Source organism: Maricaulis sp. CAU 1757, from assembly GCF_054482675.1.
Window position 1 is genome coordinate 117,503 of record NZ_JBTLRI010000005.1, and the last position, 22,824, is coordinate 140,326.

Genomic DNA, 22,824 nt, shown 5'->3' on the forward strand with positions numbered 1-22,824 from the left:
CTCCCTTCCCCCCCCCCTGCCCCGCTACCGGGGCAGCGTGAATGCTGTCCTGTCCCGCGCCGGGCTGTGCTAGACTGGCCCCATCGAAAACGCGGGAGGATGCCGTGCCGGTTCTGGAAAAACCTCGTTACGATACCGTCGGCGAATTGCTGGACGACTGGATGGCGGCGACCCGCCGCGGTGACCTGGACGCCGTCCTTGCCTGCTATGCGCCCGATGTGCGGGCCTTCGATGCCATCGGCGAGCAGCAGTATGACGGGCTGGAGGCCTATGCGGCGCACTGGCGGCGCTGTTTCTCGATGGTGCATGGCGAGATGATCTTCGAGCCGCACGATTTGCGCACGGACAGCGCGGGCGACCTGGCGCTGGTTCATTACCTGGCCCGGTGCGGCTGCGAGGGCGCGGACGGAGCGCTGCAGGTGGGCTGGATGCGGGCGAGCGTCTGCCTGCGACGAGCGGGTGGCGAGGGCTGGCGCATCGTGCACGAGCATTATTCCATGCCGATGGATCCGGAAACCAACCAGGCCGTCATGGGCGGTCCGGAATAGCCAGCCTCATGGCCAGGTGACCCAGACATAACCGACATAGCCGGCCAGCAATATCGCGCCCTCCCAGCGGGCGATGGACAGCCGCGTCCAGGCGAAGGCCACGAGCAGCAGGGCGGCGCCGATCATGACCAGATTGTCGAAGCGCACGATTTCGGCCGGCACCGGGCTCGGGGCGATCAGGGCGGTGACGCCGCCAATGCCGAGAATGTTGTAGATGTTCGAGCCGACGATATTGCCGAAGGCCATGTCGCCCTGCCGCCGCAGCGCCGCCATCACTGACGTGACCAGTTCCGGCAAGGAGGTGCCGACGGCGACGATGGTCAGGCCGATCACGGTCTGCGAAATGCCGAAGGACCGGGCCAGCGCCACGGCGCCGTTCACCAGCAGGGTGCCGCCGGCGACGATCAGGGCGAGGCCGAGAAGCGTCAGCAGGAGTGGCGCGACGATCGGGCCGCGCGGCGCTTTGGCGTCGTCTGTGGCCGGCACGGTGGCCGGGTCGGCGGCCTGCAGGGCGAGACTCTTGTCGAGCAGGGCACCGGGGGGGCTGTCGGCCGGGCGGCGTTCCTGGCGGAAGGCCAGATAGACATAGGCCACCAGCAGCACCACGAAGCCGGCGCCGATCAGTCGGCCCATCGGCAGCAGCGCCGCGAGGGCGGCAAAGACGAGGCTGACGGCGATCATCACCAGGCCGTCGCGGCGCAGGGCCGGGGCGGTGACCAGGATCGGGCACAACAGGGCCGAGCCGCCGACAATGAGCAGCACATTGGCGATGTTGGAGCCGACGATATTGCCGAAGGCGATGCCCGGGGCGCCGATCAGGGCCGCCTGCACCGAGGTCACGAGTTCCGGGGCCGAGGTGCCGAAGCCGACCAGGGTCAGGCCGATGACCAGCGGCGACACGCCGAGCCGGCCGGCCACCTGCACGCCGCCGCGCACCAGGAGGTCGCCGCCCACGATCAGGAGAAGCAGTCCGCCGGCCAGCGGCAGCCATGTGTCAAGCATGATGCAATCCTATCCGCCAGCGCGCCTGCGGCCGGGCATGGGGCCTGCCAGCATCCACATCGCATGGGGTATTGTCACGGAATTTCAGAAGGGTAGTGGCGGAGAGGATGGGATTCGAACCCACGGTGCGCTTTTGACGCACACTCCCTTAGCAGGGGAGCGCCTTCGACCACTCGGCCACCTCTCCACCGCCGGGTTTAGAGCGGGCGGCGGGCGGCATCAAGTGCGAGTTGCGGCTGGTGGCGGTCGGGTTGCAGGTGGGCGTCCGGAAGAGGAGGGCTGCGCGGCCGCGCGCGAGCCGCTATCACCGGTGTGGGGGAGGGCGCCAAATGATTCTGCGTCGGTTGATGAAGCACGTGTCGGACCAGAACTGGTTCGCGGTCGGGCTGGACTTCCTGATCGTGGTGTTCGGTGTGGCCGCCGGCTTCCAGCTCAACGGCATGTATGCCGAAAGCCAGCGCCGCCATGCCGAGCAGGACTATCTGGCCGGCATCGCCACGGATTACGGCATCTATGAAGGCCTGCTGGTGTGCCGGACCGACCAGACCGCGCAGATCATTGCCGGTCTGGACCTGGTGATCGCGGCCATTGACGGGGCGGAGCTCGACGCGGCCGAGGCCCGGCAGGCGCGGGCGGCGCTCGACCTGGCGCAGTTCGTCTCGGCCGGCTTTCCGCTGGAGGGCAATACCAGCGCCCTGGTCGGCGGCGACCTGGTGGCGACGATCAGTGACAAGACGCTGCGTGGCCTGATCCTGGCGGCGCAGAGCCTGTCCAGCGTCAATGTGACGACGCTGGCGCAATGGGGCCAGTATGCGACGACGCTGCCGCGCTATGACCGCTTTGTCAGCCGGGTGGAGACGCCGGAGGTCGGCTTCTATACCGTGTCGCAGATCGACCTGGCGGCGATGCGGGCGGATCCGGATGTGCGCAACACGCTGATCAACTGGTCCAACCTGCACCGCGGGACGCGCAATGCGGACTTCATCCTGACGGGGGCGGTGCAGCAGGTGCTGGAGCGGCTGGTGGTGCTGGAGGTGATCGCACCGCGGACGGAGCCGGCAAGGTGTCCGTATGGGCCGGCGGCGGGCGGGGAGTAGGGGGCTAAGTTCCTGTCTCAACCTCAATGTTTTCCCCGCCTTCATGGCGGGGCCTTCAAACTTTTATCGCGGGCGAGGAGTTTCCCATTGCGGGTGCGGACGGGATTCGAGGCCCCGCCATGAAGGCGGGGAAAGCGGTGGGGTGGTGCGGGCGCGGTGCGCTGCAGGGGCGGGCGAGAGTCCTTGTGGCCCGCTTCGCGGGCGCCCCTCATCCCCCTTCGGGACCTTCTCCCCGGTTGGGGAGAAGGGGTGATTTCCTCGAGGTCGCCCCCTAGAAAAACGCCTGCAATCCCGTCTGCGCCCGTCCCAGGATGAGGGCGTGGACGTCGTGGGCGCCTTCGTAAGTGTTGACGGTTTCCAGGTTGACCATGTGGCGGATGACCTGGAATTCCTCGGAAATGCCGTTGCCGCCGTGCATGTCGCGGGACTGGCGGGCGATGTCGAGGGCCTTGCCGCAATTATTGCGCTTCATCAGCGAAATCATTTCCGGGGCGGCGGCGGCCTCGTCCATCAGGCGGCCGACGCGCAGGGAGCCCTGCAGGCCCAGCGTGATCTCGGTCTGCATGTCGGCGAGCTTCTTCTGGTAGAGCTGGGTCTGGGCCAGCGGCTTGTTGAACTGCTTGCGGTCGAGGCCGTACTGGCGGGCGGCGTGCCAGCAGAACTCGGCGGCGCCCATGACGCCCCAGGAAATGCCGTAGCGGGCCCGGTTGAGGCAGCCGAACGGGCCCTTGAGGCCGGACACGTGCGGCAGCAGGGCGTCCTCGCCGACCTCGACATTGTCCATGACGATCTCGCCGGTGATCGAGGCGCGCAGCGACAGCTTGCCGCCGATCTTGGGGGCGCTGAGGCCCTCCATGCCCTTGTCCAGGATAAAGCCGCGGATCTTGCCGTCATGCGCTTCCGACTTGGCCCAGACGACGAAGACGTCGGCGAAGGGCGAGTTGGAGATCCAGGTCTTGGAGCCGGTCAGCCTGTAGCCGCCTTCGGTCTTGACGGCGCGCGTCTTCATGCCGGCCGGGTCGGAGCCGGCGTCCGGCTCGGTCAGGCCGAAACAGCCGATATATTCGCCGCTGGCCAGCTTGGGCAGGTATTTGCGGCGCTGCTCTTCCGAGCCGTAGGCATAGATCGGGTACATGACGAGGGAGGACTGGACCGACATCATCGACCGGTAGCCGCTGTCGATGCGCTCGATCTCGCGGGCCACCAGGCCATAGGCGACATAGCCCAGGCCGGCACCGCCGTATTCTTCGGGCAGGGTGCAGCCGAGCAGGCCGTTCTCGCCCATTTCGCGGAAGATGGCCGGATCGGTCTTCTCCTCGCGATAGGCCTCGATGACGCGGGGCTGCAGCTTGTCCTGGGCATAGGCGCGGGCGCTGTCGCGGACCAGGCGCTCTTCCTCGGTGAGCTGGTCGTCGAGGCGGAAGGGATCGGCCCAGTCGAAGGAGGAGAGGTCCGGGGCGTCCTTGGCTTTCAGGGCGGGTTTGTCACTCATGATTCGGTCTTCGTCCTCGTCTGGCCCCGCGCGGTGCGGGTGAAATCCGGTGTGCGCTTGTCGAGGAAGGCCTGGTAGCCCTCCTTGAAATCGGCACTGGTGAAGGCGCCGGCAAAGCGTCTTCTGGTGTCTTCATTATCGCGATCCTGCCCGGCAAGCACGGCGGCGATCATGGCTTTTGTCAGTTCGGCCGATTGCGGCGACAGGTCAAGCAGGCCGGCGACATAAGCGTCGATCTCGGCGTCCAGCGCGTCAGGCGCGGCGAGCCGGTCGACCAGACCGCGGGCGAGGGCTTCCTCGGCTTCGACGGTGCGGGCGGAGAACAGCATGTCGCGGGCCATGGGCGCGCCGACCGTGTCGACCAGGCGCTTGGTGTCGTTGAACGGGTAGACCAGGCCCATCTTGGCCGGGGTGATGGCGAGGCGGGCCGAGTGGTCGGCGAAGCGCAGGTCGCAGGCCAGGGCGATGCCGCAGCCGCCACCGACGCAGGCCCCGCGCACGGCGGCGATGGTCGGATGGGGGAAGCCGGCGAGGGCGTCCAGGGCGTCGCTGATGAGGCCGGAATAGGCGGCGCCGCGTGCCGGCGTGGCGTAGATCTCGGCGAACTCGGAAATGTCGGCGCCAGCGGCGAAATGGTCGCCTTCACCACGCACGACGAGGACGCGGCAGGACGAGGCCAGCTCGGCCAGGAGTGCCGGCAGGTCGCGCCACATGGCCTCGGTGAGCGCATTGCGGCGCTGCGGCCGGTTGAGCACCAGCTCGGCGCGGTCGCCGTCGCGGCGGATCAGCAGGGATTGAGAGGACATCACCGGCCCGGCGACTATTGGAGAAACACGAAAAACCAGCTTAGACCTGTGGCACGGGGAATAAAGCGGGGCGCTGCAATTGGTCGCGGTGCCGGCCGCCGGACGGGGGAGCGCACCATGACGGCAAACGCAACGGGCGACACGGTGATCGTGCTGGCCACGCTGGTGGTCTACAAGCTGGTCCTGGTGGCGGTGGGGCTGTGGGCGTCGCGGCGCACGCGTACCGAGAGCGACTTCTTCATCGCCGGGCAGGGGCTGGGGGCCTGGGTGGCCGGCCTGTCCTATGCCGCCTCGACCTCGTCGGCCTGGGTGCTGCTGGGGTTCTCCGGCTTCGTCTATGTCAACGGGCTGTCGGCGCTGTGGATGGTACCGGGGATTTGGGCCGGCTATGTGGCGGTCTGGGTGTTGTTCGGACGCCAGTTGCGGCGCGAGACGCAGGCGGAAGGACACGTCACGCCGAGTGATTTCCTGACTGCCCGGCAGACACCCCGGGCCAAGGCGGTGATCGCCGGGCTGGCGGCACTGATGATCGTGTTCTGCTTCGTGTTCTACATCGCGGCCCAGTTTGGCGCCGCGGCGGCGGCCTTCGAGACCCAGTTCGGTCTCGGCCAGACCGAGGCGGTGCTGATCGGCGCCGGCGTGGTGCTGGCCTATGCGCTGCTGGGCGGGTTCTGGGCGGTCAGCGTGACCGACATGCTGCAGGGCGCTCTTATGCTGGTGGTGGCCCTGGCCCTGCCGCTGGTGACGCTGGTCGCGGCTGGCGGGCCGGGCGGCGTGATGGCGGCGCTGCAGGCGAGCGCGCCGGCGGGCTATCTGGACTGGACCGGCGGGCAGGCGGGCTTTGTGTTTGCCGGCTTCGTGCTCGGCGTATGGGGTGTCGGGCTGGGTGCTCTGGGACAGCCGCAGCTGCTGTCTCGCCTGATGGCGGTCAAGGACGAGGCGGCGCGGCGCACCGGCTTTGCCATCGCCATCGCCTGGGCAGTTGCCGTGTTTACCGGGATGGCCATCCTGGCGCTGGCCGGGCGGGCCCTGGTCGGCGGCCAGGTGGGCGGGGAGGACCTGTTCTACGTGCTGGCCGGGGATCTGCTGCCGCCGGTCCTGGCCGGGCTGGTGATCGCCGCGGTGCTGTCGGCGGTGATGTCGACGGCGGATTCCATCCTGCTCGCAGCGTCCGCCGCGGTGGCGCACGATCTCCGGCTGGCGCGGCGCTGGCCGGGGCGGGAAGTCCTGGTGTCGCGGCTGGTCATGCTGGCCATTGCCGCGGTGGCGGTGTGGATGACGCTGGCCCTGCCGTCGACGATCTTTGCCCGGGTGCTGTTCGCCTGGGCGGCGCTGGGCGCGGCCTTCGGGCCGATCGTGCTGATGCGGGTGATGGGCGTGGAGAGTTCGGCTCGGGCGACGGGTGGGGCCATGGTGACGGGGTTTGGGCTGACGGTGGTGTTCAGCGCGCTGGGCGCGCTGGATTTGGGGACGGGCGGCATGCTGGAGCCGCTGATTGGCCTGGCCCAGCTGCCCGGGGATCCGTTCGAGCGGGTGCTTCCCTGGGTGCCGGCGCTGGTCATCCTGTGGTGGGGAAGGGTGAAATGAACGGGTTTGCTCGGGTCCTGACGGGGGGCTTGCTGGTCGTCGGCCTGGTGCTGGGCGGGTGTACCGGGGCGAACGAGGCGGAGCCGGGCGTTGTCGAGGTGGTGTTGGAGACCGAAGCGGGCGTGGTCCGGGCGGAGATCAATCTCGCCGCGGCGCCGGTCACGGGCGGTGCCTTTCTCGACTGGGTGGATCGCGGCGCCTACCGGGCGGACAGCGCCGGGTTCTACCGGGCGGTGTCGCCGGCCAATGATCATGGCACGCCGCTGATCACAGTGCTGCAGGGGGGCGTCCTGCCGGTCCCGGACGAGGTCGACGGGATCGGCCATGAATCGACGGAGCAGACCGGGCTGGCGAATGTTGCCGGCACGCTGGCGCTGGCGCGCGGCGAGCTGGGCACGGGCAGTCCGGCCTATTTCTTCGTCAACCTGACGGACAATCCGGGGCTTGATGCCGGTGGCACGCGCAACCCGGACGGCGAGGGCTTCGCCGTGTTCGGACGGGTGGTCTCGGGGATGGCGGTGCTTCGGGCCATTCATGCGATGCCGGTGGAGAGCGGTGACGGGTATACCGGCGGGCAGATGCTGGCCGAGCCGGTGCGGTTTGCGGTGCGGCGGGCGGAGTGAGGGTGTTTCTGGCCGCTTCGCGGGCGCCCCTCATCACCTTTCGGGACTTTCTCCCCGGTCGGGGAGAAGGGGTTCGGCGCCCTCTGTCTTTCGTCATCCCACGGGGCCGCGCAGCGGCATCCGGGGGACCTCGGCTATCAGGTTGGCGGGAGGAGCGAAATTATTGCGGCGGACCTGTTGGGTGAGGTCCCCCGGATCCCGGCTGGCGCCGGGACCGTGGGATGACGGTGTTTAGGATTGGAAACATTGCGCTCGGCAAGAGATGAATGGGCAGGAGCGGGCGCGGTGCGTCCGCTTTGGTCTACCAGATTGCGACGCGATTGCCGCCTGCGACACCCGCGCACCTTGACCTTTGGCCCTGCGCATAAGATGTCCGCAGCATGATTGCTGAGCTCGGGCAGTTTGCCCTGATCCTGACATTGATGGTGGCACTGGTGCAGGCGGGGGCGACCGGGGTCGGCCTGCGCACCGGGGACGGGGTGATCCACGGCTGGGCGCGGGCCGGGGCGGTGGTGCAGTTTTGCCTGGTGCTGGTGTCCTTCGCGGCCCTGACCTGGGGCTTCGCGGTGTCGGACTTCTCGCTGCTCGTGGTGGCGGACAACTCGCATACCGACAAGCCCTTCCTCTACAAGCTGACCGGGGTGTGGGGCAATCACGAGGGCTCGATGCTGCTGTGGGCCCTGATCCTGACCGGCTATACGGCGGCGCTGGCGTTTTCGGCCAAGCCGGTCGAGGCGCGGCTCATCTCGCTGACCTTCGCGGTGCAGTCGGCGGTAACGGCGGCCTTCGTGGCCTTCCTGGTGTTCACCTCCAATCCGTTCGAGCGGCTGTGGCCGGCGCCGCTCAATGGCGCGGACCTCAACCCGCTGCTGCAGGACCCGGGCCTGGCCTCGCATCCGCCCATGCTCTACGCCGGCTATGTCGGCTTCTCGATCACCTTCTCCTTTGCCGTGGCGGCGCTGATCCAGGGGCGTGTCGACGCGCGCTGGGCCCGCATCGTGCGGCCCTGGGCACTGGCCGCCTGGACCTTCCTCACCATCGGTATCGCGCTGGGTGCGAGCTGGGCCTATTACGAGCTCGGCTGGGGCGGCTGGTGGGCCTGGGACCCGGTCGAGAACGCCTCGCTGATGCCGTGGCTGGCCGGCACGGCCTTCATCCACTCGCTGCGGGTGATGGAGAAGCGCGACACCTTGAAGGCGTGGACCATCCTGCTGGCACTGCTGACCTTCTCACTGTCGCTGGTGGGCACCTTCCTGGTCCGCTCGGGGGTCATCACCTCGGTGCACGCATTTGCCGTCGATCCGACGCGCGGCGTCTTCATCCTGGCCATCATGCTGGCCGTCATCGGCGGCTCGCTGGCCCTGTTCGCGTTTCGGGCCGGGCATTTGCGGCCGACCGGCGTATTCGCGGCAGTGAGCCGGGAGAGCACGCTGCTGGTGAACAATCTGGTGCTGGTCTCGGCCTGCGGCCTGGTGTTCTTCGGCACTTTCTATCCGCTTTTCATAACCACCGTGTCGGACGAGACCATCACTGTCGGCGCGCCGTTCTACAATGCCACCTTCAACCCGATGATGGGGGCGCTGCTGGTGCTGGTTCCGGTGTCCGGCATGCTGGCCTGGAAGCGCGGCAAGCTGGGTCCGCTGGCGCGCAAGCTGGCGCCGGCCGCGATGGCGGCACTGGCCGCCGGACTGATCGCGGCCTGGCTGGCCGACCGGACGATCGTGGCCGGTGCGCTGGGCGCGGCGCTGGCGGTGTGGATCGCCGCCGGTGTGCTGGTCGACCTCGCGGGTCGCATCAAGCTGGGCGAGATCGACGGGGCAGCGGTATGGGCCCGGGCCAAGCGGCTGCCGCTGGGCATCTGGGGCATGGTGGTGGCGCATCTGGGTCTCGCTGTGCTGGTCTTCGCGATCACCGGCGTGAGCGCGTGGAAACAGGAGACCAGCGCCTTCCTGATGCCGGGCCAGTCGGTCACGCTGGGCGGCTATGATGTCCAGCTCAGCGATGTGCGCCGGCTCGAGGGACCCAATTTCCGGGCCGAGGAAGGGCGTTTCGACGTCACGCGCGGCCAGCGCCAGCTCGGCGAGATGGTGGCCGAACGGCGCTTCTATAATGTGCGCGGCATGAGTACCACGGAATCGGCGATCCGGGCCCGGCCGACCGGTGATCTCTACGTGACCATCGGCGAGCCGGTCGTGGATCGCGGTTGGCCGGTGTTTGTCTACGTCTATCCATTCGCCATGTGGCTGTGGATCGGTTCGGCGATAATCGCGCTGGGCGGCGTGCTGTCGATGGCCGACCGGGGCCGCCGGCGTCTCGCCACGCCGCGCAGGGCAGCCGTGGCGAGCGAGGCGGCAGCCGGGGGCGCGGCGGAATGATGCGCTTCATCCTGTTCGTGCCGCTGGCGCTTTTCGCGGTGATGGCGGTGTATTTCGGCCTCGGACTGCGCGAGGACCCGTCTGACATTCCCAGCCAGTTGATCGACCAGCCGCTGCCTGCGTTCGACCTGCCGCCGATCGAGGGGCATGAGCGCGGCCTGTCGAGTGCCGAACTGGCCGGTGATGTGGCCCTGCTCAACGTGTTCGGATCCTGGTGCCCGCCCTGTGTCATCGAGCACCCGATGCTGATGCGGATCGCGGCCTCGGGCGTGGTGGACATCTACGGCATCGACTGGAAGGACCCGCCGGGCGCCGGCGCGGCGTGGCTCGAGCGGCATGGCAATCCCTATGTCGCCGTGGGGGATGATGCGGCCGGGCGGGTGGCCATCGACCTGGGCCTGACCGGGGCGCCGGAGACCTTTGTCATCGATGCCGAAGGGCGGGTTCGCTACCGTCATGTCGGCATTATCACCGAGGCCGACTGGAACAACACCCTGCGTCCGATGATCGAGGCATTGCGGCCATGATGCGGTTATTCTTCATCGTGCTGGCCGTCCTGATGAGCGGGTCTCTGTCCGGGCCGGGGCTGGCAGCCTCGCCGGGCCCCGACGAACGGCTGGAGGATCCGGTGCTAGAGGCCCGCGCGCGCGGTCTGTACCGCGAGCTGCGCTGCGTGGTGTGCCAGAGCCAGAGCGTCGATGAATCCAACGCGCCGCTGGCAGAAGACATGCGCGTGGTGGTGCGCGAACGCCTGCTGCTGGGCGAGAGCGATGCGGAGATCCGCGCCTACATGCAGTCACGTTATGGCGATTACGTGCTGATGATGCCGCCGCTGCAGGCCAATACGCTGGGCCTCTGGCTGGCGCCGCTGGTGCTGTTGCTTCTGGGCGCCGTGGTGCTGGTCGTGTTCGTGCGCCAGCAGGGACGGGCGGCGTTCGAGGACGAGGCCGATGCGGCCCGGGCCGCGGCGCTCGATGATGAGGAGGGGCGGCGATGATCTGGCTGCTGATCGCCGGGATGGCCAGTGTGGTGACACTGCTCCTGGTGTGGCCGGTCCTGCGCCGGCGTGATGTCGAGCTGGCGGACGGCATGGGCGCGTTCGACAGCCAGGCGGACGAATTGCAGCGCGACCGCGAACTGGGATTGCTGAGCGCCGAGGAGGCGCGCACCGCGGAACGCGAGATCGAGCGCCGCAGGGCGCAGGCCGAAGGCCAGGGAATGGCGCCGGGGACGGGGGCCGGTCAGCGTTCCGAGCGGCTGCGCGTGGGCCTTATCGCGACCAGCGCGCTGGCGGCCTTTGCTGCAGTAGCGATCTATATCGAGATCGGCCGACCGGAACTGGTCGGGGCGCGGCCGGGACATCCCGAGACGATGCCCCCCGGCATGGCCGAGGTGATGGCGGAGATCGATGCGCTGGCGGAAACCCTGATCGCCGAGCCGGATGATCCGCAGGGCTGGCAGGTGCTGGGCGAGGCCTACAACGCCCTTGGCCGGCATGAGGAGGCGGTTGTGGCGCTGCAGAATGCTGTCGAGCGCGCGCCAACGGGTGCGACCGGCAATGCCAGCGCCTGGGCCGGTCTCGCCGAGGCGCGTTTCCTGGCCGCCGGCGGCACGGTGACACCGGAGGCGCGCGAGGCGGTGGTGACGGCGCTGGAGATCGATCCGGACAATGTCCGGGCGCGCTTCTTTGCCGCGGAGTTCGTGTTCCAGGCGGGGCAGGCGGAAGCGGCAATCGCGGCCTGGCAGGAGCTGCTGGCGACGACGCCGCAGAACGCCGGCTACCGGCCGATGATCGAGGCGCGTATCGCCGCGGCCGAGGCAACGCTGGCGACGCCGTAGGTCCGGCGACTAGCGCTCGGTCTCGCGATTGAACTGCTTGCGCTGGTCCGGGTCGCGCGCCCAGGCTACGAAGGTGTCGATCTGGCGTTCCGCCGAGACATAGGCCGCTTCGGGCAGGTCGGCCCGCTCGGCGAGATCCTGGCGCAGTCCCTTGGGACAGGCGACGGCCAGCGAGGCCAGCGCCACGGCACCGACGATCAGGAACATTCCGCTTCTCATGTTTCGGCCCCCCAGCCGTGAATCGAAGGTTTGGTATCCTTACCAAAGCGTAATGGCCGGCCAGGGTCTATCGCGACAAACGATAAAAATGGCCGAAACAGGGCAGTCTATCGAACAATTTCCGGGAACAACGGGCCAGCGTATTGAGTTATGACTGGTGGCAATTGCGCGGCTCCGTACATTGGGTACACTGCCGACGCTGGCCTCCGGAAGCGATTCCCGGTCGGTTCACACACGAATTGCATTCATTGGAAGTACCCTTCATGACCCTGAATCCCCGTCTCGTCGCGCGCTCGGAAGCGATCCTGAAATCGTGGAGCAATCTGAACTGGGGCAGCGCCTTTTCGGCGATCATCTATCCGGCGCTCGGCGTGACCCTGCTGACCGTGATGCTCGTGCTCGGCCTGGCCCTGGGCGGGCTGACCCTGCACTGGTGGTATGCGCCGCTCTGCCTGGGCGCCACGGCGCTGTCGATTTTCCTGTGCAATATGGGCATCGGCCCGTTGCACCGGGTCTGGCAGCACCGCGCCGGCGAGATCAAGTGGCCGGCCCAGATCCTGATCGCGTTCAATTGCATCCTGGCCATGCAGGGCTCCCTGCGTGACTGGGTGAACTACCACTCCCAGCACCATCGCTTTGCCGACCAGCCGGGCGATCCGCACAATCCGTTCGAGTCCAAGTTCTGGGCCTGGATCGGTTGGATCCTGTGGCGCGACGAAAATGACCTCAAGCGCCCGATGCCGATGTGGCTGAAGGACAATCCGGTCGTGCGCTTTGCCGACCAGTTCCATTACTCGCTGTCCCTGGTCATGCACCTGATCGTACCGGCGGTGATCTATCTGATCGTGGCCCTGAGCGGTGGATCGCTGATCCTGACGGCGCTGCTGCACGCCAGCGTGGTCATCGGCCGGGCCATCCAGTTCCACGCAACGACGCTCGGCGTGAATGTGTTTGGCCACATGAAGACGCCGAAATGGTTCGACTATGTGCTGGCCCTGCTGACCGGTGGCGAAGCCCTGCACGACCATCACCACGATTTCCCGCGTTCCGCGCTGCACCTGCCGCGCAAGGGGATCTGGAACCGCATCGTCGATTACAACGGCACCGCGCTCCTGGTCATGCGCAAGCTGGGCCTGGCCAAGGATCTGCAGATCGCGCCGCAATTCGCCGACTGAGGCGGCTTGCGCCAGATCGTGAGGAGGCCCCGGTCGGACGATCGGGGCCTTTTTTCGTTTGGCGCGCTGTCCGGGTCGTCCGTTGATCCCGTCGTCATTTTCCAGGATCCCCGCCGTCATTCTCCGGGGGGCTCGGGCATACGGGGAGCGTGGAGCAGGTCCCTGCATCGCGACCCGGTGATGGGGCGGCGGACCGCGCCGATCGGGCCAAAAAGAAAAGGCCGGGCAGATGCCCGGCCTTTCCGATCGTCGATCCGTTCGGCTGACTGGCAGCCTTCGGGATGCTGGCGCTTAATCGGCCAGCTGGACGTTGTCAGCGGCGTTCTTGCCCGAACGCTTGTCCTGGACGATGTCGAAGGTGACCTTCTGGCCATCGTCGAGACCGCGGATGCCCGAACGCTCGAGGGCAGAGATGTGCACGAACACGTCGGTGCTGCCATCTTCCGGTTGGATGAAGCCGAAGCCTTTGGTGGTGTTGAAGAATTTAACGGTGCCTGTGGTCATGACGATTTCCTTTCAATCGGTCACGGAGTTGTAGGGCGTCCAGACCGAGTGCCTGAGAGCCCTGTGTGTCGATTTTGGAAGGGAATAAAGTCAGGAACGCGAGAGACCCGCGCCAGAAGAATTCGTCTATCAACATCGATGAGGTGCTTGTACAGGATTCTTGCGGCAAAAAAAGGGCAGAGTGCGGAAAATCCGACTGCAGGCATAAAAGTCCGCGTGGGGACGGCGTGCCGGCAAGAGATAAAGGGAGAGGCGCCGGCACTGCGCATCCCAAGTTTCCTTACCGGTCCTGCGATTGGCGGCGGTCTGCCTTGTCCCGGCGCTTTGAGCGTGCCAGCGCTGTGTGAGCCGCCGTCCCGTCTTTTTGCTGCAATCTCCCTCTGCCCCCATGGACCCGCCCGCAGATCGGCGTTAGCGTCACCTTATCGTCATACCCAATGTTCGATAAAGGGGAGAGCATGGCTGATCTGGAGGCGTTTCGCGCTGAGGTCCGTGACTGGCTGGAGGCGAATTGCCCGGCCGAGATGCGGGTGCCGATGTCCGGCGAAAGTGACATTGTGTGGGGTGGCAAACGCTTCGAGTACAAGCATCCCTCCCAGAAGCTATGGCTCGACCGGATGGCGGCGAAAGGCTGGACGGTGCCGGAGTGGCCGCGCGAATATGGTGGCGCCGGGCTTTCCAAACCGGAAGCTAAAATTCTCAAGGACGAGATGAAGCGCATCAAGGCGCGCGCGCCGCTGCAATCCTTCGGTATCTGGATGCTCGGGCCGGCGCTGCTGAAGTATGGCACGCACGAACAGAAGCTGGAGCATTTGCCGCCGATCGCGCGCGGCGAGATCCGCTGGGCCCAGGGCTATTCGGAGCCTAATGCGGGTTCCGACCTGGCCTCGCTGATGACGCGCTGCGAGGACAAGGGTGATCATTACGAGATCACCGGGCAGAAGGTGTGGACCTCCTATGCTGACCAGTCTGACTGGATTTTCGTGCTTGTGCGCACCGATTTCGAGGCGCCCAAGCATGAGGGGATTTCCTTTGTCCTCGTCGACATGGACCAGGATGGCGTGTCGACCAAGCCAATCAAGCTGATCTCCGGCAGGTCGCCGTTCTGCGAGACCTTCTTCGACCAGGCGCGGTGCGAGAAGCGCAATCTGGTGGGCGAGAAGAACAAGGGCTGGTCGGTCGCCAAATACCTGCTGACGCACGAGCGCGAGATGATCGGCGGCATGGGCTCCGGCGCCATGCGGCCGATGGGCGATGTGGCGCTGCAGATGCTGGGCCGGGACGAGCACGGAAAGCTGGCCGATCCGATGCTGCGGACCGATGTGGCGCGCGCCGAGATCGACGGGCTCGCCTTCATGGCGACCCTGGAGCGCGTGGCCGACGAGGCCAAGGCCGGCCAGGGTGTCGGCGCCAATTCCTCGATGCTGAAATACTACGGCACCGAACTCAACAAGCGGCGTCTCGAGCTGATGATGGATTCGGCGGGCCATGACGGGCTGGAATGGGGCGGCGAGGACGACGCGGCGCGTCACTGGCTGCGCTCGAAGGGCAATTCCATCGAGGGCGGCACGTCGGAAGTGCAGCTCAACATCATTGCCAAGCGCATTCTGGAACTGCCGTCGGACTAGGTCCGGCGGGGAAGGGGAGACACAGACATGGCCATGCTGCTCGACGAAGATGCCGTGATGCTGAAGGACGCCGCCAAGGGGTGGCTGGGCAAGAACGCGCCGGTGTCGCAATTGCGCGCCTTGCGCGACAGCGCGGACGAGACCGGGTTCGACCGCAAGAGCTGGGCCGAGATGGCCGAGATGGGCTGGGCCGGGGTGCTGGTGCCGGAAGAGCACGGCGGGGTGGCGATGGGCCATGTCGCCGCCGGCGTGATCGCCGAGGAAATGGGGCGCAATCTGACCGCGTCGCCCTTCCTGTCGACGGCGATTCTGGGCGCCACGGCGCTGACCCGGTCGGGATCCGAGGCGCAAAAGCAGGCCTGGCTGCCGCGCATCGCGGCCGGCGAGGCGATCACCGCGCTGGCCGTTGACGAGGGACGCAAGCACGCGCCGGCGCATGTCGAGACCCGGGCGGAGCGGGCCGGCAACGGGTTCAGGCTGTCCGGGGCCAAGGGCTTCGTGGCCGAAGGCAGTTCAGCCGACGTGCTGATCGTCTCGGCGCGTACCGGAGGCGGAATCGACGAGGTTGAGGGCGTCACGCTCTTCCTGGTGCCGCGCGAGGCCAAGGGCGTGGATGTGGAGCGCATTGACAGCGTCGACAGCCGCGGATTTGCGCGCGTCCGGTTCGGCGGCGTGGAGCTCGATGCCGATGCGGTCCTGGGCGAGGTCGACCAGGGGTTCGGGGCGCTGGGCGTCGTGCTTGATGCCGGACGGGCCGGGCTGGCGGCGGAGATCTCCGGCGCCTCGCAGCAATGCTTCGAGACCACCGTGGCCTATCTCAAGGAACGCACCCAGTTCGGGCGCATCATCGGTACCTACCAGGCACTCCAGCATCGCGCCGCGCATCTCTACTCGGAGATCGAATTGCTCAAGTCGGCGGTGCTCAAGGCGTTGCAGACGCTCGACGCGGCACCGGAGCATGCAGCGATGATGGTGGCCGCGGCCAAGGCCAAGGCCGGACAGGTCGGCCAGCTGGCGGCGCAGGAGACCCTGCAGATGCATGGCGGCATCGGCATGACCGACGAATACGATGTCGGTTTGTACATGAAACGCATCCGGGTCGCCGAAGCGATGTACGGTGATGCCAATTATCAGGCTGACGCCTTCGCCCGCCTGCGGCAGTATTGAGGCCGGGATGAGCGAGGCACGGGCGGACCAGATGGATTATTCGGGCAAGGTGGTGGCCATTACCGGTGGCGCGCGCGGCATCGGCCTGGCCATGGGCGAGGCCTTTGCGGCCCGGGGAGCCAAGGTGGCGCTGGCCGATCTGGACGGCGCCGAGGCGGCGGCGGAAAAGCTGGGTGGTTATGGCGCCCGGGTCGATGTGACGCGCGAGAGCGAGATCGAGGCCTTCCTTGCAGCCGTCGAGGCCAAGCTGGGCCCGGTAGACGTCTTCGTGTCCAATGCCGGCATCCTGCGCACCGACGAGCCGAGCTGGGATGCGGCGGGGGCCGATGACCAGGCCTGGCAGGACAGTTTCGAGGTCAATGTGATGGGCGCCGTGCGCTCGGCGCGCCAGGTTTGGCCGGGCATGAAGCGGCGCGGCGGCGGGGTGTTCGTTATCGTTGCCTCGGCGGCCGGCCTGCTGGCCCAGATCGGGGCTGCCTCCTACACCGCGACCAAGCACGCGGCGGTCTCCTTTGCGGAAAGCCTCGCCATCGCGCATGGTGACGAAGGACTGCAGGTGGTGTGCGTGTGCCCCCAGGCGGTACGCACCGACATGCTGGGCGGCTCGGAGGATGGCGGCATAGCCGGCGCCGACGGCATCGTCGAGCCGGCCGATGTCGCGGCGGCGACACTCAAGGCCATCGAGGACAAGCATTTCCTGGCCCTGCCGCATCCGAATGTGGGGCAGTACGAGCTGGCGCGCGCCTCGCAGCGTGATCGCTGGCTGGGTGGCATGCGAAAGTTTCGCCGCGGCATGGTCGCGGCTCGCGGGCGGCCGGTCTGACACGGACGGCGCCCGGCAACACGGATTGGGGAGAGACATGGACCTTGGACTGAGCGAACGCGTTAAGCCGCTGGTTGATCAGGTGCGCACCATGGTGCGCGACGAGATCATGCCGCTCGACGACGAGTATCACGCGGAGGTCGGCAAGGCTGGCAGCCGTTTCGAATTCACCAAGCGCCAGATCGAGATCCGCGAGGGCCTCAAGGCCAAGGCGCGCGAGCGCGGCCTGTGGAATTTCTGGCTCACCGGGTCCAAGCACGGCTACGGGCTGTCGACGGTGGAGTACGCCTACCTGGCCGAGGAGATGGGCTGGTCGCCGCTGGCCCCGGAAGTGTTCAACTGTGCCGCCCCGGACACCGGAAACATGGAGGTGATCGAGCGCTACGGCACCGATGAGCAGAAGGAAAAATGGCTCAAGCCGCTGCTCGAGGGCGTGATCCGCTCGGCCTATCTGATGACCGAGCCGGACGTGGCCTCGTCGGACGCCACCAATATCGCCTTCGACGCCCAGCTGGACGGCGATGAGTGGGTCCTGAACGGCGAGAAGTACTGGGCTTCGGGCGCCGGTGATCCACGCTGCTCGGTCTATGTGCTGATGGCGCGCACCGAGGATGACGAGGCGCCGCGTCACGGCCGGCACTCGCAATTCCTCATCGATGCCAATACGCCGGGCATCGAGATCCTGCGCCCGATGACGGTGTTCGGGCATGACGACGCGCCGCACGGCCACATGCATATCCGTTTCACCGATGTGCGCGTGCCGGCCGATGCGCTCATTCTCGGCCGCGGCCGCGGTTTCGAGATTTCCCAGGGCCGGCTCGGGCCGGGCCGCATCCACCATTGCATGCGGGCCATCGGGCAGTCGGAACGGGCGCTGGAATTGCTGTGCCGCCGTTCGGTGTCGCGCACCGCCTTCGGCAAGCCGCTGGCCAAGCTGGGCGCCAATTACGACATCATCGCGGAACGCCGCATGGCCATCGAGCAGGCGCGGCTGCTGTGCCTCAAGGCGGCCTGGATGATGGACCAGGGCGATGCGCGAGCGGCGGCCCCCTGGATCTCGCAGATCAAGGTGATCGCGCCCCGGGTGGCGCTCGACACCATCGACGAGGCGATGCAGATGCATGGCGGCACGGGGATCTCCCAGGACACGCCGCTGGCGGGCATGTGGGTCGGTCTGCGCACACTGCGCTTTGCCGACGGGCCCGACGCGGTGCACCGCATGGTGATCGCCCGCAAGGAATTGAAGCACTACATCAACGAGGCGCTCGATTGATGACGGCGACACGCAAACCCGCCCCGGACCGCGCCCGTATCGACGCGGTGGTCGCCCAGATCCTCCAGCACGAAGAGGTGTTCAAGGTCGGTGAGGCCGACGTGCTCGGCGTCTCCATGCCGGCTTATGTCAACGCGCCGCCTGACCTGCGCTTCCTGCTCATGAAGGCGATGGAATTCGCGGGCGAGACAGCCGTGGTGTTCGAGGACCAGCGCTGGACCTATGGCGAGCTGGTCGGCAAGTCGGTGGCGGTGGCCAATGCGCTGATCGACAAGCATGGCGTCACGCCCGGTACGAGGGTGGCGCTGGCCATGCGCAATTCGCCGGAATGGATGGCCTGCTTCCTCGGCATCATCACCGCCGGTGCCGTCGTGGTACCGCTCAATGGCTGGTGGACGTCGGAGGAAATGGCCTATGCGCTGACCGACTGCCAGGCCAAGCTGGTGATCGCCGGCTACCGCCAGATCGAGCGCATCCGGCCGCACGCGCCGGCGCTTGGGCTGACGCTGATTGCCGGGCGCGGGGACATCAACAACACCGCCGACAATTTCGACGGCCTGCTGGCCGCGGGAGCCGGCAAGGGGCCGCCGGAGCTGGACATCCCCACCGACAGCGATTTCGCCATTTTCTACACCTCCGGTTCGACCGGGCATCCCAAGGGCGTGGTGCTGACGCATCGCGGCGCGGTGTCGGCGGTGCTGTCCTACGCCCTGCTCGGGGCCGGTGTGAAGCTGGCCAATGGCGATGAGGACCTGGTCGATGGCGAGCCGGGCATTCTCCTGTGCCTGCCGCTGTTTCACTGCACCGGCTCGCACGCCATTTTCATGATGTCGCTGATGTCCGGCCGCAAGATGGTGCTGATGCGCAAGTGGGATGTCGGCGATGCCATCGACCTGATCGAGGCGGAGAAGCTGACCAGCGTGGTCGGCGTGCCGACCATGTCGCATGAGCTGGCACTGGAGATCGAGAAGCGCGGTATCGAGCTGCCGACACTGCAGGAAATGGGCACTGGCGGGGCCAAGCGGCCGGCGGCGCATGTCGACAAGCTCAATGAGGTGCTGCCGCAGGCCTGGTCCAGTTCGGGTTACGGGCTGACCGAGACCAATGCGCTGGGCACCTATAACGGGCTGGGCGATTACCAGGCGCGGCCGGGATCGTGTGGTCGGCCGGTGCCGGCAGTGACGCAGATCCGCATCATGCGCGAGGACGGCAGCGAGGCCGCGACCGGCGAGCCGGGGGAGGTGTGCTTCCGCGGTCCCATCCTGTTCCGCGAATATCTCAACCATCCGGAGGACACGGCGGCAGTGCTCGACGCCGATCGCTGGTTCAGGAGCGGTGATGTCGGGGTGCTCGACGAGGACGGCTTCCTGACCATTGTCGACCGCATCAAGGACATGGTGATCCGCGGCGGCGAAAACGTCTCCTGCCTCGAGGTCGAGGGCGCGCTGGCGCGCCATGAGGACATCATCGAGGCAGCCGTCATCGGCATACCCGACGAGCGCCTCGGCGAACGCGTCGGAGCGGCGATCCTGGTGCGTCCCGGGGCCACGTTGAGCGATGAGGCGATCACCGAATTCCTGAAACCGCACCTGGCCGCCTTCAAGCGACCGGACCATTACTGGCGCATGGACGGGCCGCTGCCGCGCGGCGGCACATCCAAGATCGACAAGCCGGCCTTGCGCAGGGCCTTGCTGGAACACGAGGGGGTAGCCTGATGCCGATGATCAAGCCGGAAGACCTGCCGGGCCGGATCGGCCAGCTGGTCGGGGTGTCCGACTGGGTCGAGATCGGCCAGGACCGCATCGACGCCTTTGCCGATGTCACCGAGGACCACCAGTTCATCCATATCGACGAGGCCCGGGCCAAGGCCGAGACGCCGTTCGGCGGCACCATTGCGCACGGCTTCCTGAGCCTGTCCATGCTGTCGCACCTGGCGGCCAATACGACGCTGGTGCTGGAAAACATCGCCATGGGCATCAATTACGGCTTCGACAAGGTGCGCTTCCTGCAGCCGGTGCGCTCCGGCTCGCGCATTCGCGGCCGCTTCGTGCTGGCCCGGGCGACCGAGCGCCGGCCGGGGCAATGGCAGCTCAGCTATGACGTCACGGTCGAGATCGAGGACAGTGACAAGCCGGCCCTGATGGCGACCTGGCTGACCCTGCAGGTGGTCGGCGGCGAGGACTGAACCCAACGAGTGTAGAGCGTAGAGGACGACGACATGGCAGATATCCGTTTTGACGGCCGGGTGGCCATCGTGACCGGGGCCGGGCACGGGCTGGGCCGCTCGCATGCGCTGGCCCTGGCGGCGCGCGGCGCCCGTGTGATGGTCAATGATCTGGGCGGGGCGGTCACCGGCGAGGGTTCCGGTTCGGCGGCCGAGGACGTGGCGCAGGAGATCCGCGACGCCGGCGGCGAGGCGATCAGCCACCGCGCCAATGTCACCAACCGCTCCGAAGTGGCCGACATGGTGGCGGCGACGATGAATGAGTGGGGCCGTATCGACATCCTGGTCAACAATGCCGGCATCCTGCGCGACAAGACCTTCGCCAAGATGGAGCTCGACGATTTCCAGGCCGTCATCGACGTGCACCTGATGGGCTCGGCCAATTGCACCAAGGCGGTGTGGCCGATCATGCGCGAGGCCGGCTATGGCCGCATCGCCATGACCACCTCGTCGTCCGGCCTGTACGGCAATTTCGGCCAGTCCAATTACGGCGCCGCCAAGCTGGGCCTGGTCGGTCTGATGAACACGCTGCACCTGGAGGGTGCCAAGTTCGATATCCGGGTCAATGCGCTGTCGCCGGTGGCCGCGACACGCATGACCGAGGATCTGATGCCGCAGGCGGCGCTCGACCTGCTGACCCCGGAGGCAGTGACCACGGGCCTGGTCTTCCTGGTCTCCGAGGACGCGCCCTCGCGCACCATCCTGTCGGCCGGCGCGGGCGGCTATGCGGTGGCCCGGATCTACGAGACCGACGGTATCTACCTGCCGCCCGAGGAGCAGACGCCGGAGAACATCCGCGCCCGTTTCGGCGACATCACCGACCCGGCCGGCCAGACCGATCCGCAAGCCGGCGGCGAGCAGTCGATCAAGTTCCTGCAGAAGGCGGCCGCCCATCTCGGCGTCAAGCTGGGCTGACCCCCGACATCCAAGGAGTGACACCATGAAAGCCCTGCTGTGCCGCGAATTTGGACCCGAGGACCGGCTCGAGGTCACGGATATCGATCCGCCCGCCCTGCCGCCGGGGCAGGTGCGCATCGCCGTCAAGGCTGGCGGGCTGAACTTCCCCGACCTGCTGTGCGTGCGCGGCGAGTACCAGTTCCGCCCGGAGCTGCCCTTCGTGCCCGGCACGGAAGGCGCCGGCGAGGTGATCGAGCTGGGCGAGGGCGTGGCCGCCTTCAAGATCGGTGACCGGGTCCTGTTCAACACCATGGTCGGGGCGTTCGCCGAGCAGGCCGTGGTGCCGGTCGAGGCGGTGACCAAGATACCCGACGCCATGCCGTTCGAGGCGGCTGCCGGGCTGACCATCGTCTACGGCACGTCCTATCACGCGCTGAAGCAGCGCGCCGGGCTCAAGGCCGGGCAGACGCTGCTGGTGCTCGGGGCGGCCGGCGGGGTCGGGCTGGCCACGGTGGAGCTGGGCAAGGCGATGGGGGCGAAGGTGATCGCGGCGGCCTCGTCGGACGAGAAACTGGCGGTGTGCAGCGAGCATGGTGCCGACGAGACGATCAATTACTCGAGCGAGGACCTCAAGGCGCGGGTCAAGGAGCTGACCGGCAAGGCCGGTGTCGACGTGATCTATGATCCGGTCGGCGGCGATTTCTCCGAACAGGCCTTCCGCGCCATCGCCTGGGGCGGCAAGCATCTGGTGATCGGGTTTGCCGCCGGCGACATTCCCAAGCTGCCCCTCAACCTGCCGCTGCTCAAGGGCGCCGACGTCGTCGGCGTGTTCTGGGGCGCCTGGGCGATGCGCGAACCGGCCGGGCACGGGCAGAACATGTCCGAGCTGTTCGACTTCTACGAGGCCGGCAAGATCAAGCCGCACATCGCCGGCGCCTACCGGCTGGAGGACTACCTGGAAGGCTTCAACCAGCTCTCGGGGCGCAAGGCGATCGGCAAGGTGGTGCTGGTGCCCTAGGCGAGCGCCCCACTCCAGGCAACCGTCTCGACATTGGGATCGGGGCCAAAGCGATTCTCGCCGTCCTCGCCTTCCAACAGCATGAAGACAATCAGGACGAGGTCGCCGAACGGAACGAATTTGATCAGATACCACCAACCGGTGCGGTTGCTGTCGTGCAGGCGGCGGATGGTCATGGACAGGTTGGGGATGAAGAACAGGAGCACGGTGCCGGCCAACAGGATGTTGGCCGCCGTCGGCAGCGCCTCCTTCGGGTTTCCCGGCGTCGCGCCGGCCTGCGCTCCGGCCCAAAAGGCAAAGATCGCAATGCCGATGGCCACGCCAAACAGCACCAGCCCGTTCGAGAACAGGTGCCACCACCAGTATTCGCTGCGCGATGCCCGGCTCTCGAAATCGTGCCAGTTGCGAAAACCGCTGGCGATTGCCTCGGTGAAGCTCATGCCGACCAGTCCTTCTCAAGAATACCTGTGATTGTATCCCGTCTGGCCCCGGCGGCAAGTCGCCGGGGGCGCTTGACCCGGTCAACG

The 22,824-nt window shown here is 67.1% G+C and carries 23 protein-coding genes and 1 tRNA gene; 17 read left to right on the forward strand and 7 right to left on the reverse strand.

All coding sequences use genetic code 11. The features are described from left to right. Window positions 1-104: 104 nt before the first annotated feature. Window positions 105-548, forward strand: a complete 444-nt coding sequence (locus ACXYMR_RS13165) for a YybH family protein (protein WP_458943351.1) — start codon at window positions 105-107, stop codon at window positions 546-548. Between the two features lie 6 nt (window positions 549-554). On the opposite strand, the gene ACXYMR_RS13170 is transcribed toward ACXYMR_RS13165, so the two are convergent. Both ACXYMR_RS13170 and ACXYMR_RS13175 read right to left on the reverse strand, forming a co-directional pair. Continuing rightward, entirely contained in the window at window positions 555-1,550 is a 996-nt protein-coding gene (locus tag ACXYMR_RS13170) for a calcium/sodium antiporter (protein WP_458943352.1), read from the reverse strand. A gap of 96 nt (window positions 1,551-1,646) precedes the next feature. Beyond that, window positions 1,647-1,737 (reverse strand) — tRNA-Ser (locus ACXYMR_RS13175). Between the two features lie 142 nt (window positions 1,738-1,879). On the opposite strand from ACXYMR_RS13175, the gene ACXYMR_RS13180 reads away from it, so the two are divergent. Next, window positions 1,880-2,647: a hypothetical protein gene (locus ACXYMR_RS13180; protein ID WP_458943353.1), complete on the forward strand. Its 768-nt coding sequence runs from the start codon at window positions 1,880-1,882 to the stop codon at window positions 2,645-2,647. Between the two features lie 271 nt (window positions 2,648-2,918). On the opposite strand, the gene ACXYMR_RS13185 is transcribed toward ACXYMR_RS13180, so the two are convergent. Beyond that, window positions 2,919-4,139, reverse strand: coding sequence for an acyl-CoA dehydrogenase (locus ACXYMR_RS13185; protein ID WP_458943354.1), 1,221 nt, complete (start codon window positions 4,137-4,139; stop codon window positions 2,919-2,921). Beyond that, window positions 4,136-4,945, reverse strand: a complete 810-nt coding sequence (locus ACXYMR_RS13190) for an enoyl-CoA hydratase/isomerase family protein (RefSeq protein WP_458943355.1) — start codon at window positions 4,943-4,945, stop codon at window positions 4,136-4,138. The genes ACXYMR_RS13185 and ACXYMR_RS13190 overlap by 4 nt, the downstream gene beginning before the upstream one ends. A 117-nt stretch (window positions 4,946-5,062) precedes the next feature. Here ACXYMR_RS13190 and ACXYMR_RS13195 point away from each other — a divergent pair, with 117 nt between their 5' ends. The 6 genes from ACXYMR_RS13195 (at window position 5,063) to ccmI (ending at window position 11,369) form a co-directional block, all read left to right on the forward strand. Beyond that, window positions 5,063-6,532 carry a sodium/proline symporter gene (locus tag ACXYMR_RS13195; protein ID WP_458943356.1) on the forward strand — a complete coding sequence of 490 codons (1,470 nt, stop codon included), beginning with the start codon at window positions 5,063-5,065 and terminating at the stop codon, window positions 6,530-6,532. Then, entirely contained in the window at window positions 6,529-7,155 is a 627-nt protein-coding gene (locus ACXYMR_RS13200) for a peptidylprolyl isomerase (protein WP_458943357.1), read from the forward strand. Before ACXYMR_RS13195 ends, ACXYMR_RS13200 begins: the two co-directional genes overlap by 4 nt. 380 nt (window positions 7,156-7,535) lie before the next feature. Next, entirely contained in the window at window positions 7,536-9,530 is a 1,995-nt protein-coding gene (locus ACXYMR_RS13205) for a heme lyase CcmF/NrfE family subunit (RefSeq protein ID WP_458943358.1), read from the forward strand. After that, window positions 9,527-10,057 (forward strand): DsbE family thiol:disulfide interchange protein, encoded by a 531-nt coding sequence (locus ACXYMR_RS13210; protein WP_458943359.1) that lies wholly within the window; start codon window positions 9,527-9,529, stop codon window positions 10,055-10,057. The genes ACXYMR_RS13205 and ACXYMR_RS13210 overlap by 4 nt, the downstream gene beginning before the upstream one ends. Then, window positions 10,054-10,527, forward strand: a complete 474-nt coding sequence (locus tag ACXYMR_RS13215; protein WP_458943361.1) for a cytochrome c-type biogenesis protein — start codon at window positions 10,054-10,056, stop codon at window positions 10,525-10,527. The genes ACXYMR_RS13210 and ACXYMR_RS13215 overlap by 4 nt, the downstream gene beginning before the upstream one ends. Further along, window positions 10,524-11,369 (forward strand): c-type cytochrome biogenesis protein CcmI, encoded by an 846-nt coding sequence (ccmI, locus tag ACXYMR_RS13220; protein ID WP_458943363.1) that lies wholly within the window; start codon window positions 10,524-10,526, stop codon window positions 11,367-11,369. The genes ACXYMR_RS13215 and ccmI overlap by 4 nt, the downstream gene beginning before the upstream one ends. 9 nt (window positions 11,370-11,378) lie before the next feature. Here the strand turns inward: ccmI and ACXYMR_RS13225 are convergent, their stop codons facing one another. Beyond that, entirely contained in the window at window positions 11,379-11,576 is a 198-nt protein-coding gene (locus ACXYMR_RS13225; protein ID WP_458943366.1) for a hypothetical protein, read from the reverse strand. Window positions 11,577-11,851: 275 nt separating this feature from the next. Here ACXYMR_RS13225 and ACXYMR_RS13230 point away from each other — a divergent pair, with 275 nt between their 5' ends. Continuing rightward, the gene (locus ACXYMR_RS13230) at window positions 11,852-12,763 is read left to right on the forward strand and encodes an acyl-CoA desaturase (RefSeq protein ID WP_458943368.1); all 912 of its coding nucleotides are present in this window, start codon (window positions 11,852-11,854) and stop codon (window positions 12,761-12,763) included. Window positions 12,764-13,054: 291 nt separating this feature from the next. Here the strand turns inward: ACXYMR_RS13230 and ACXYMR_RS13235 are convergent, their stop codons facing one another. Next, complete coding sequence (locus ACXYMR_RS13235) at window positions 13,055-13,267, reverse strand: cold-shock protein (RefSeq protein WP_458943369.1); 213 nt, start codon at window positions 13,265-13,267, stop codon at window positions 13,055-13,057. Window positions 13,268-13,725: 458 nt separating this feature from the next. Here ACXYMR_RS13235 and ACXYMR_RS13240 point away from each other — a divergent pair, with 458 nt between their 5' ends. Genes ACXYMR_RS13240 through ACXYMR_RS13275 form a run of 8 tightly spaced genes read left to right on the forward strand, consistent with a single transcriptional unit; the run spans window position 13,726 to window position 22,297 of the window. Next, entirely contained in the window at window positions 13,726-14,895 is a 1,170-nt protein-coding gene (locus ACXYMR_RS13240) for an acyl-CoA dehydrogenase family protein (protein ID WP_458943370.1), read from the forward strand. A gap of 27 nt (window positions 14,896-14,922) precedes the next feature. Further along, window positions 14,923-16,062 (forward strand): acyl-CoA dehydrogenase family protein, encoded by a 1,140-nt coding sequence (locus ACXYMR_RS13245; RefSeq protein WP_458943371.1) that lies wholly within the window; start codon window positions 14,923-14,925, stop codon window positions 16,060-16,062. Window positions 16,063-16,069: 7 nt separating this feature from the next. Beyond that, window positions 16,070-16,885 (forward strand): SDR family oxidoreductase, encoded by an 816-nt coding sequence (locus ACXYMR_RS13250; RefSeq protein ID WP_458943372.1) that lies wholly within the window; start codon window positions 16,070-16,072, stop codon window positions 16,883-16,885. Window positions 16,886-16,922: 37 nt separating this feature from the next. Continuing rightward, the gene (locus ACXYMR_RS13255) at window positions 16,923-18,158 is read left to right on the forward strand and encodes an acyl-CoA dehydrogenase family protein (protein WP_458943373.1); all 1,236 of its coding nucleotides are present in this window, start codon (window positions 16,923-16,925) and stop codon (window positions 18,156-18,158) included. Further along, the gene (locus tag ACXYMR_RS13260) at window positions 18,158-19,873 is read left to right on the forward strand and encodes a class I adenylate-forming enzyme family protein (RefSeq protein ID WP_458943374.1); all 1,716 of its coding nucleotides are present in this window, start codon (window positions 18,158-18,160) and stop codon (window positions 19,871-19,873) included. Before ACXYMR_RS13255 ends, ACXYMR_RS13260 begins: the two co-directional genes overlap by 1 nt. After that, window positions 19,873-20,343 carry a MaoC family dehydratase gene (locus tag ACXYMR_RS13265; protein ID WP_458943375.1) on the forward strand — a complete coding sequence of 157 codons (471 nt, stop codon included), beginning with the start codon at window positions 19,873-19,875 and terminating at the stop codon, window positions 20,341-20,343. The genes ACXYMR_RS13260 and ACXYMR_RS13265 overlap by 1 nt, the downstream gene beginning before the upstream one ends. A gap of 33 nt (window positions 20,344-20,376) precedes the next feature. Continuing rightward, on the forward strand, window positions 20,377-21,297 hold the full coding sequence (locus ACXYMR_RS13270) for an SDR family NAD(P)-dependent oxidoreductase (protein ID WP_458943376.1): 921 nt from the start codon (window positions 20,377-20,379) through the stop codon (window positions 21,295-21,297). Window positions 21,298-21,322: 25 nt separating this feature from the next. Beyond that, window positions 21,323-22,297 (forward strand): NADPH:quinone oxidoreductase family protein, encoded by a 975-nt coding sequence (locus ACXYMR_RS13275; RefSeq protein ID WP_458943377.1) that lies wholly within the window; start codon window positions 21,323-21,325, stop codon window positions 22,295-22,297. Here the strand turns inward: ACXYMR_RS13275 and ACXYMR_RS13280 are convergent. Further along, window positions 22,294-22,737, reverse strand: a complete 444-nt coding sequence (locus ACXYMR_RS13280) for a DUF805 domain-containing protein (RefSeq protein ID WP_458943378.1) — start codon at window positions 22,735-22,737, stop codon at window positions 22,294-22,296. The two genes, ACXYMR_RS13275 and ACXYMR_RS13280, sit on opposite strands and share 4 nt — an antisense overlap. Window positions 22,738-22,824 lie beyond the last annotated feature (87 nt).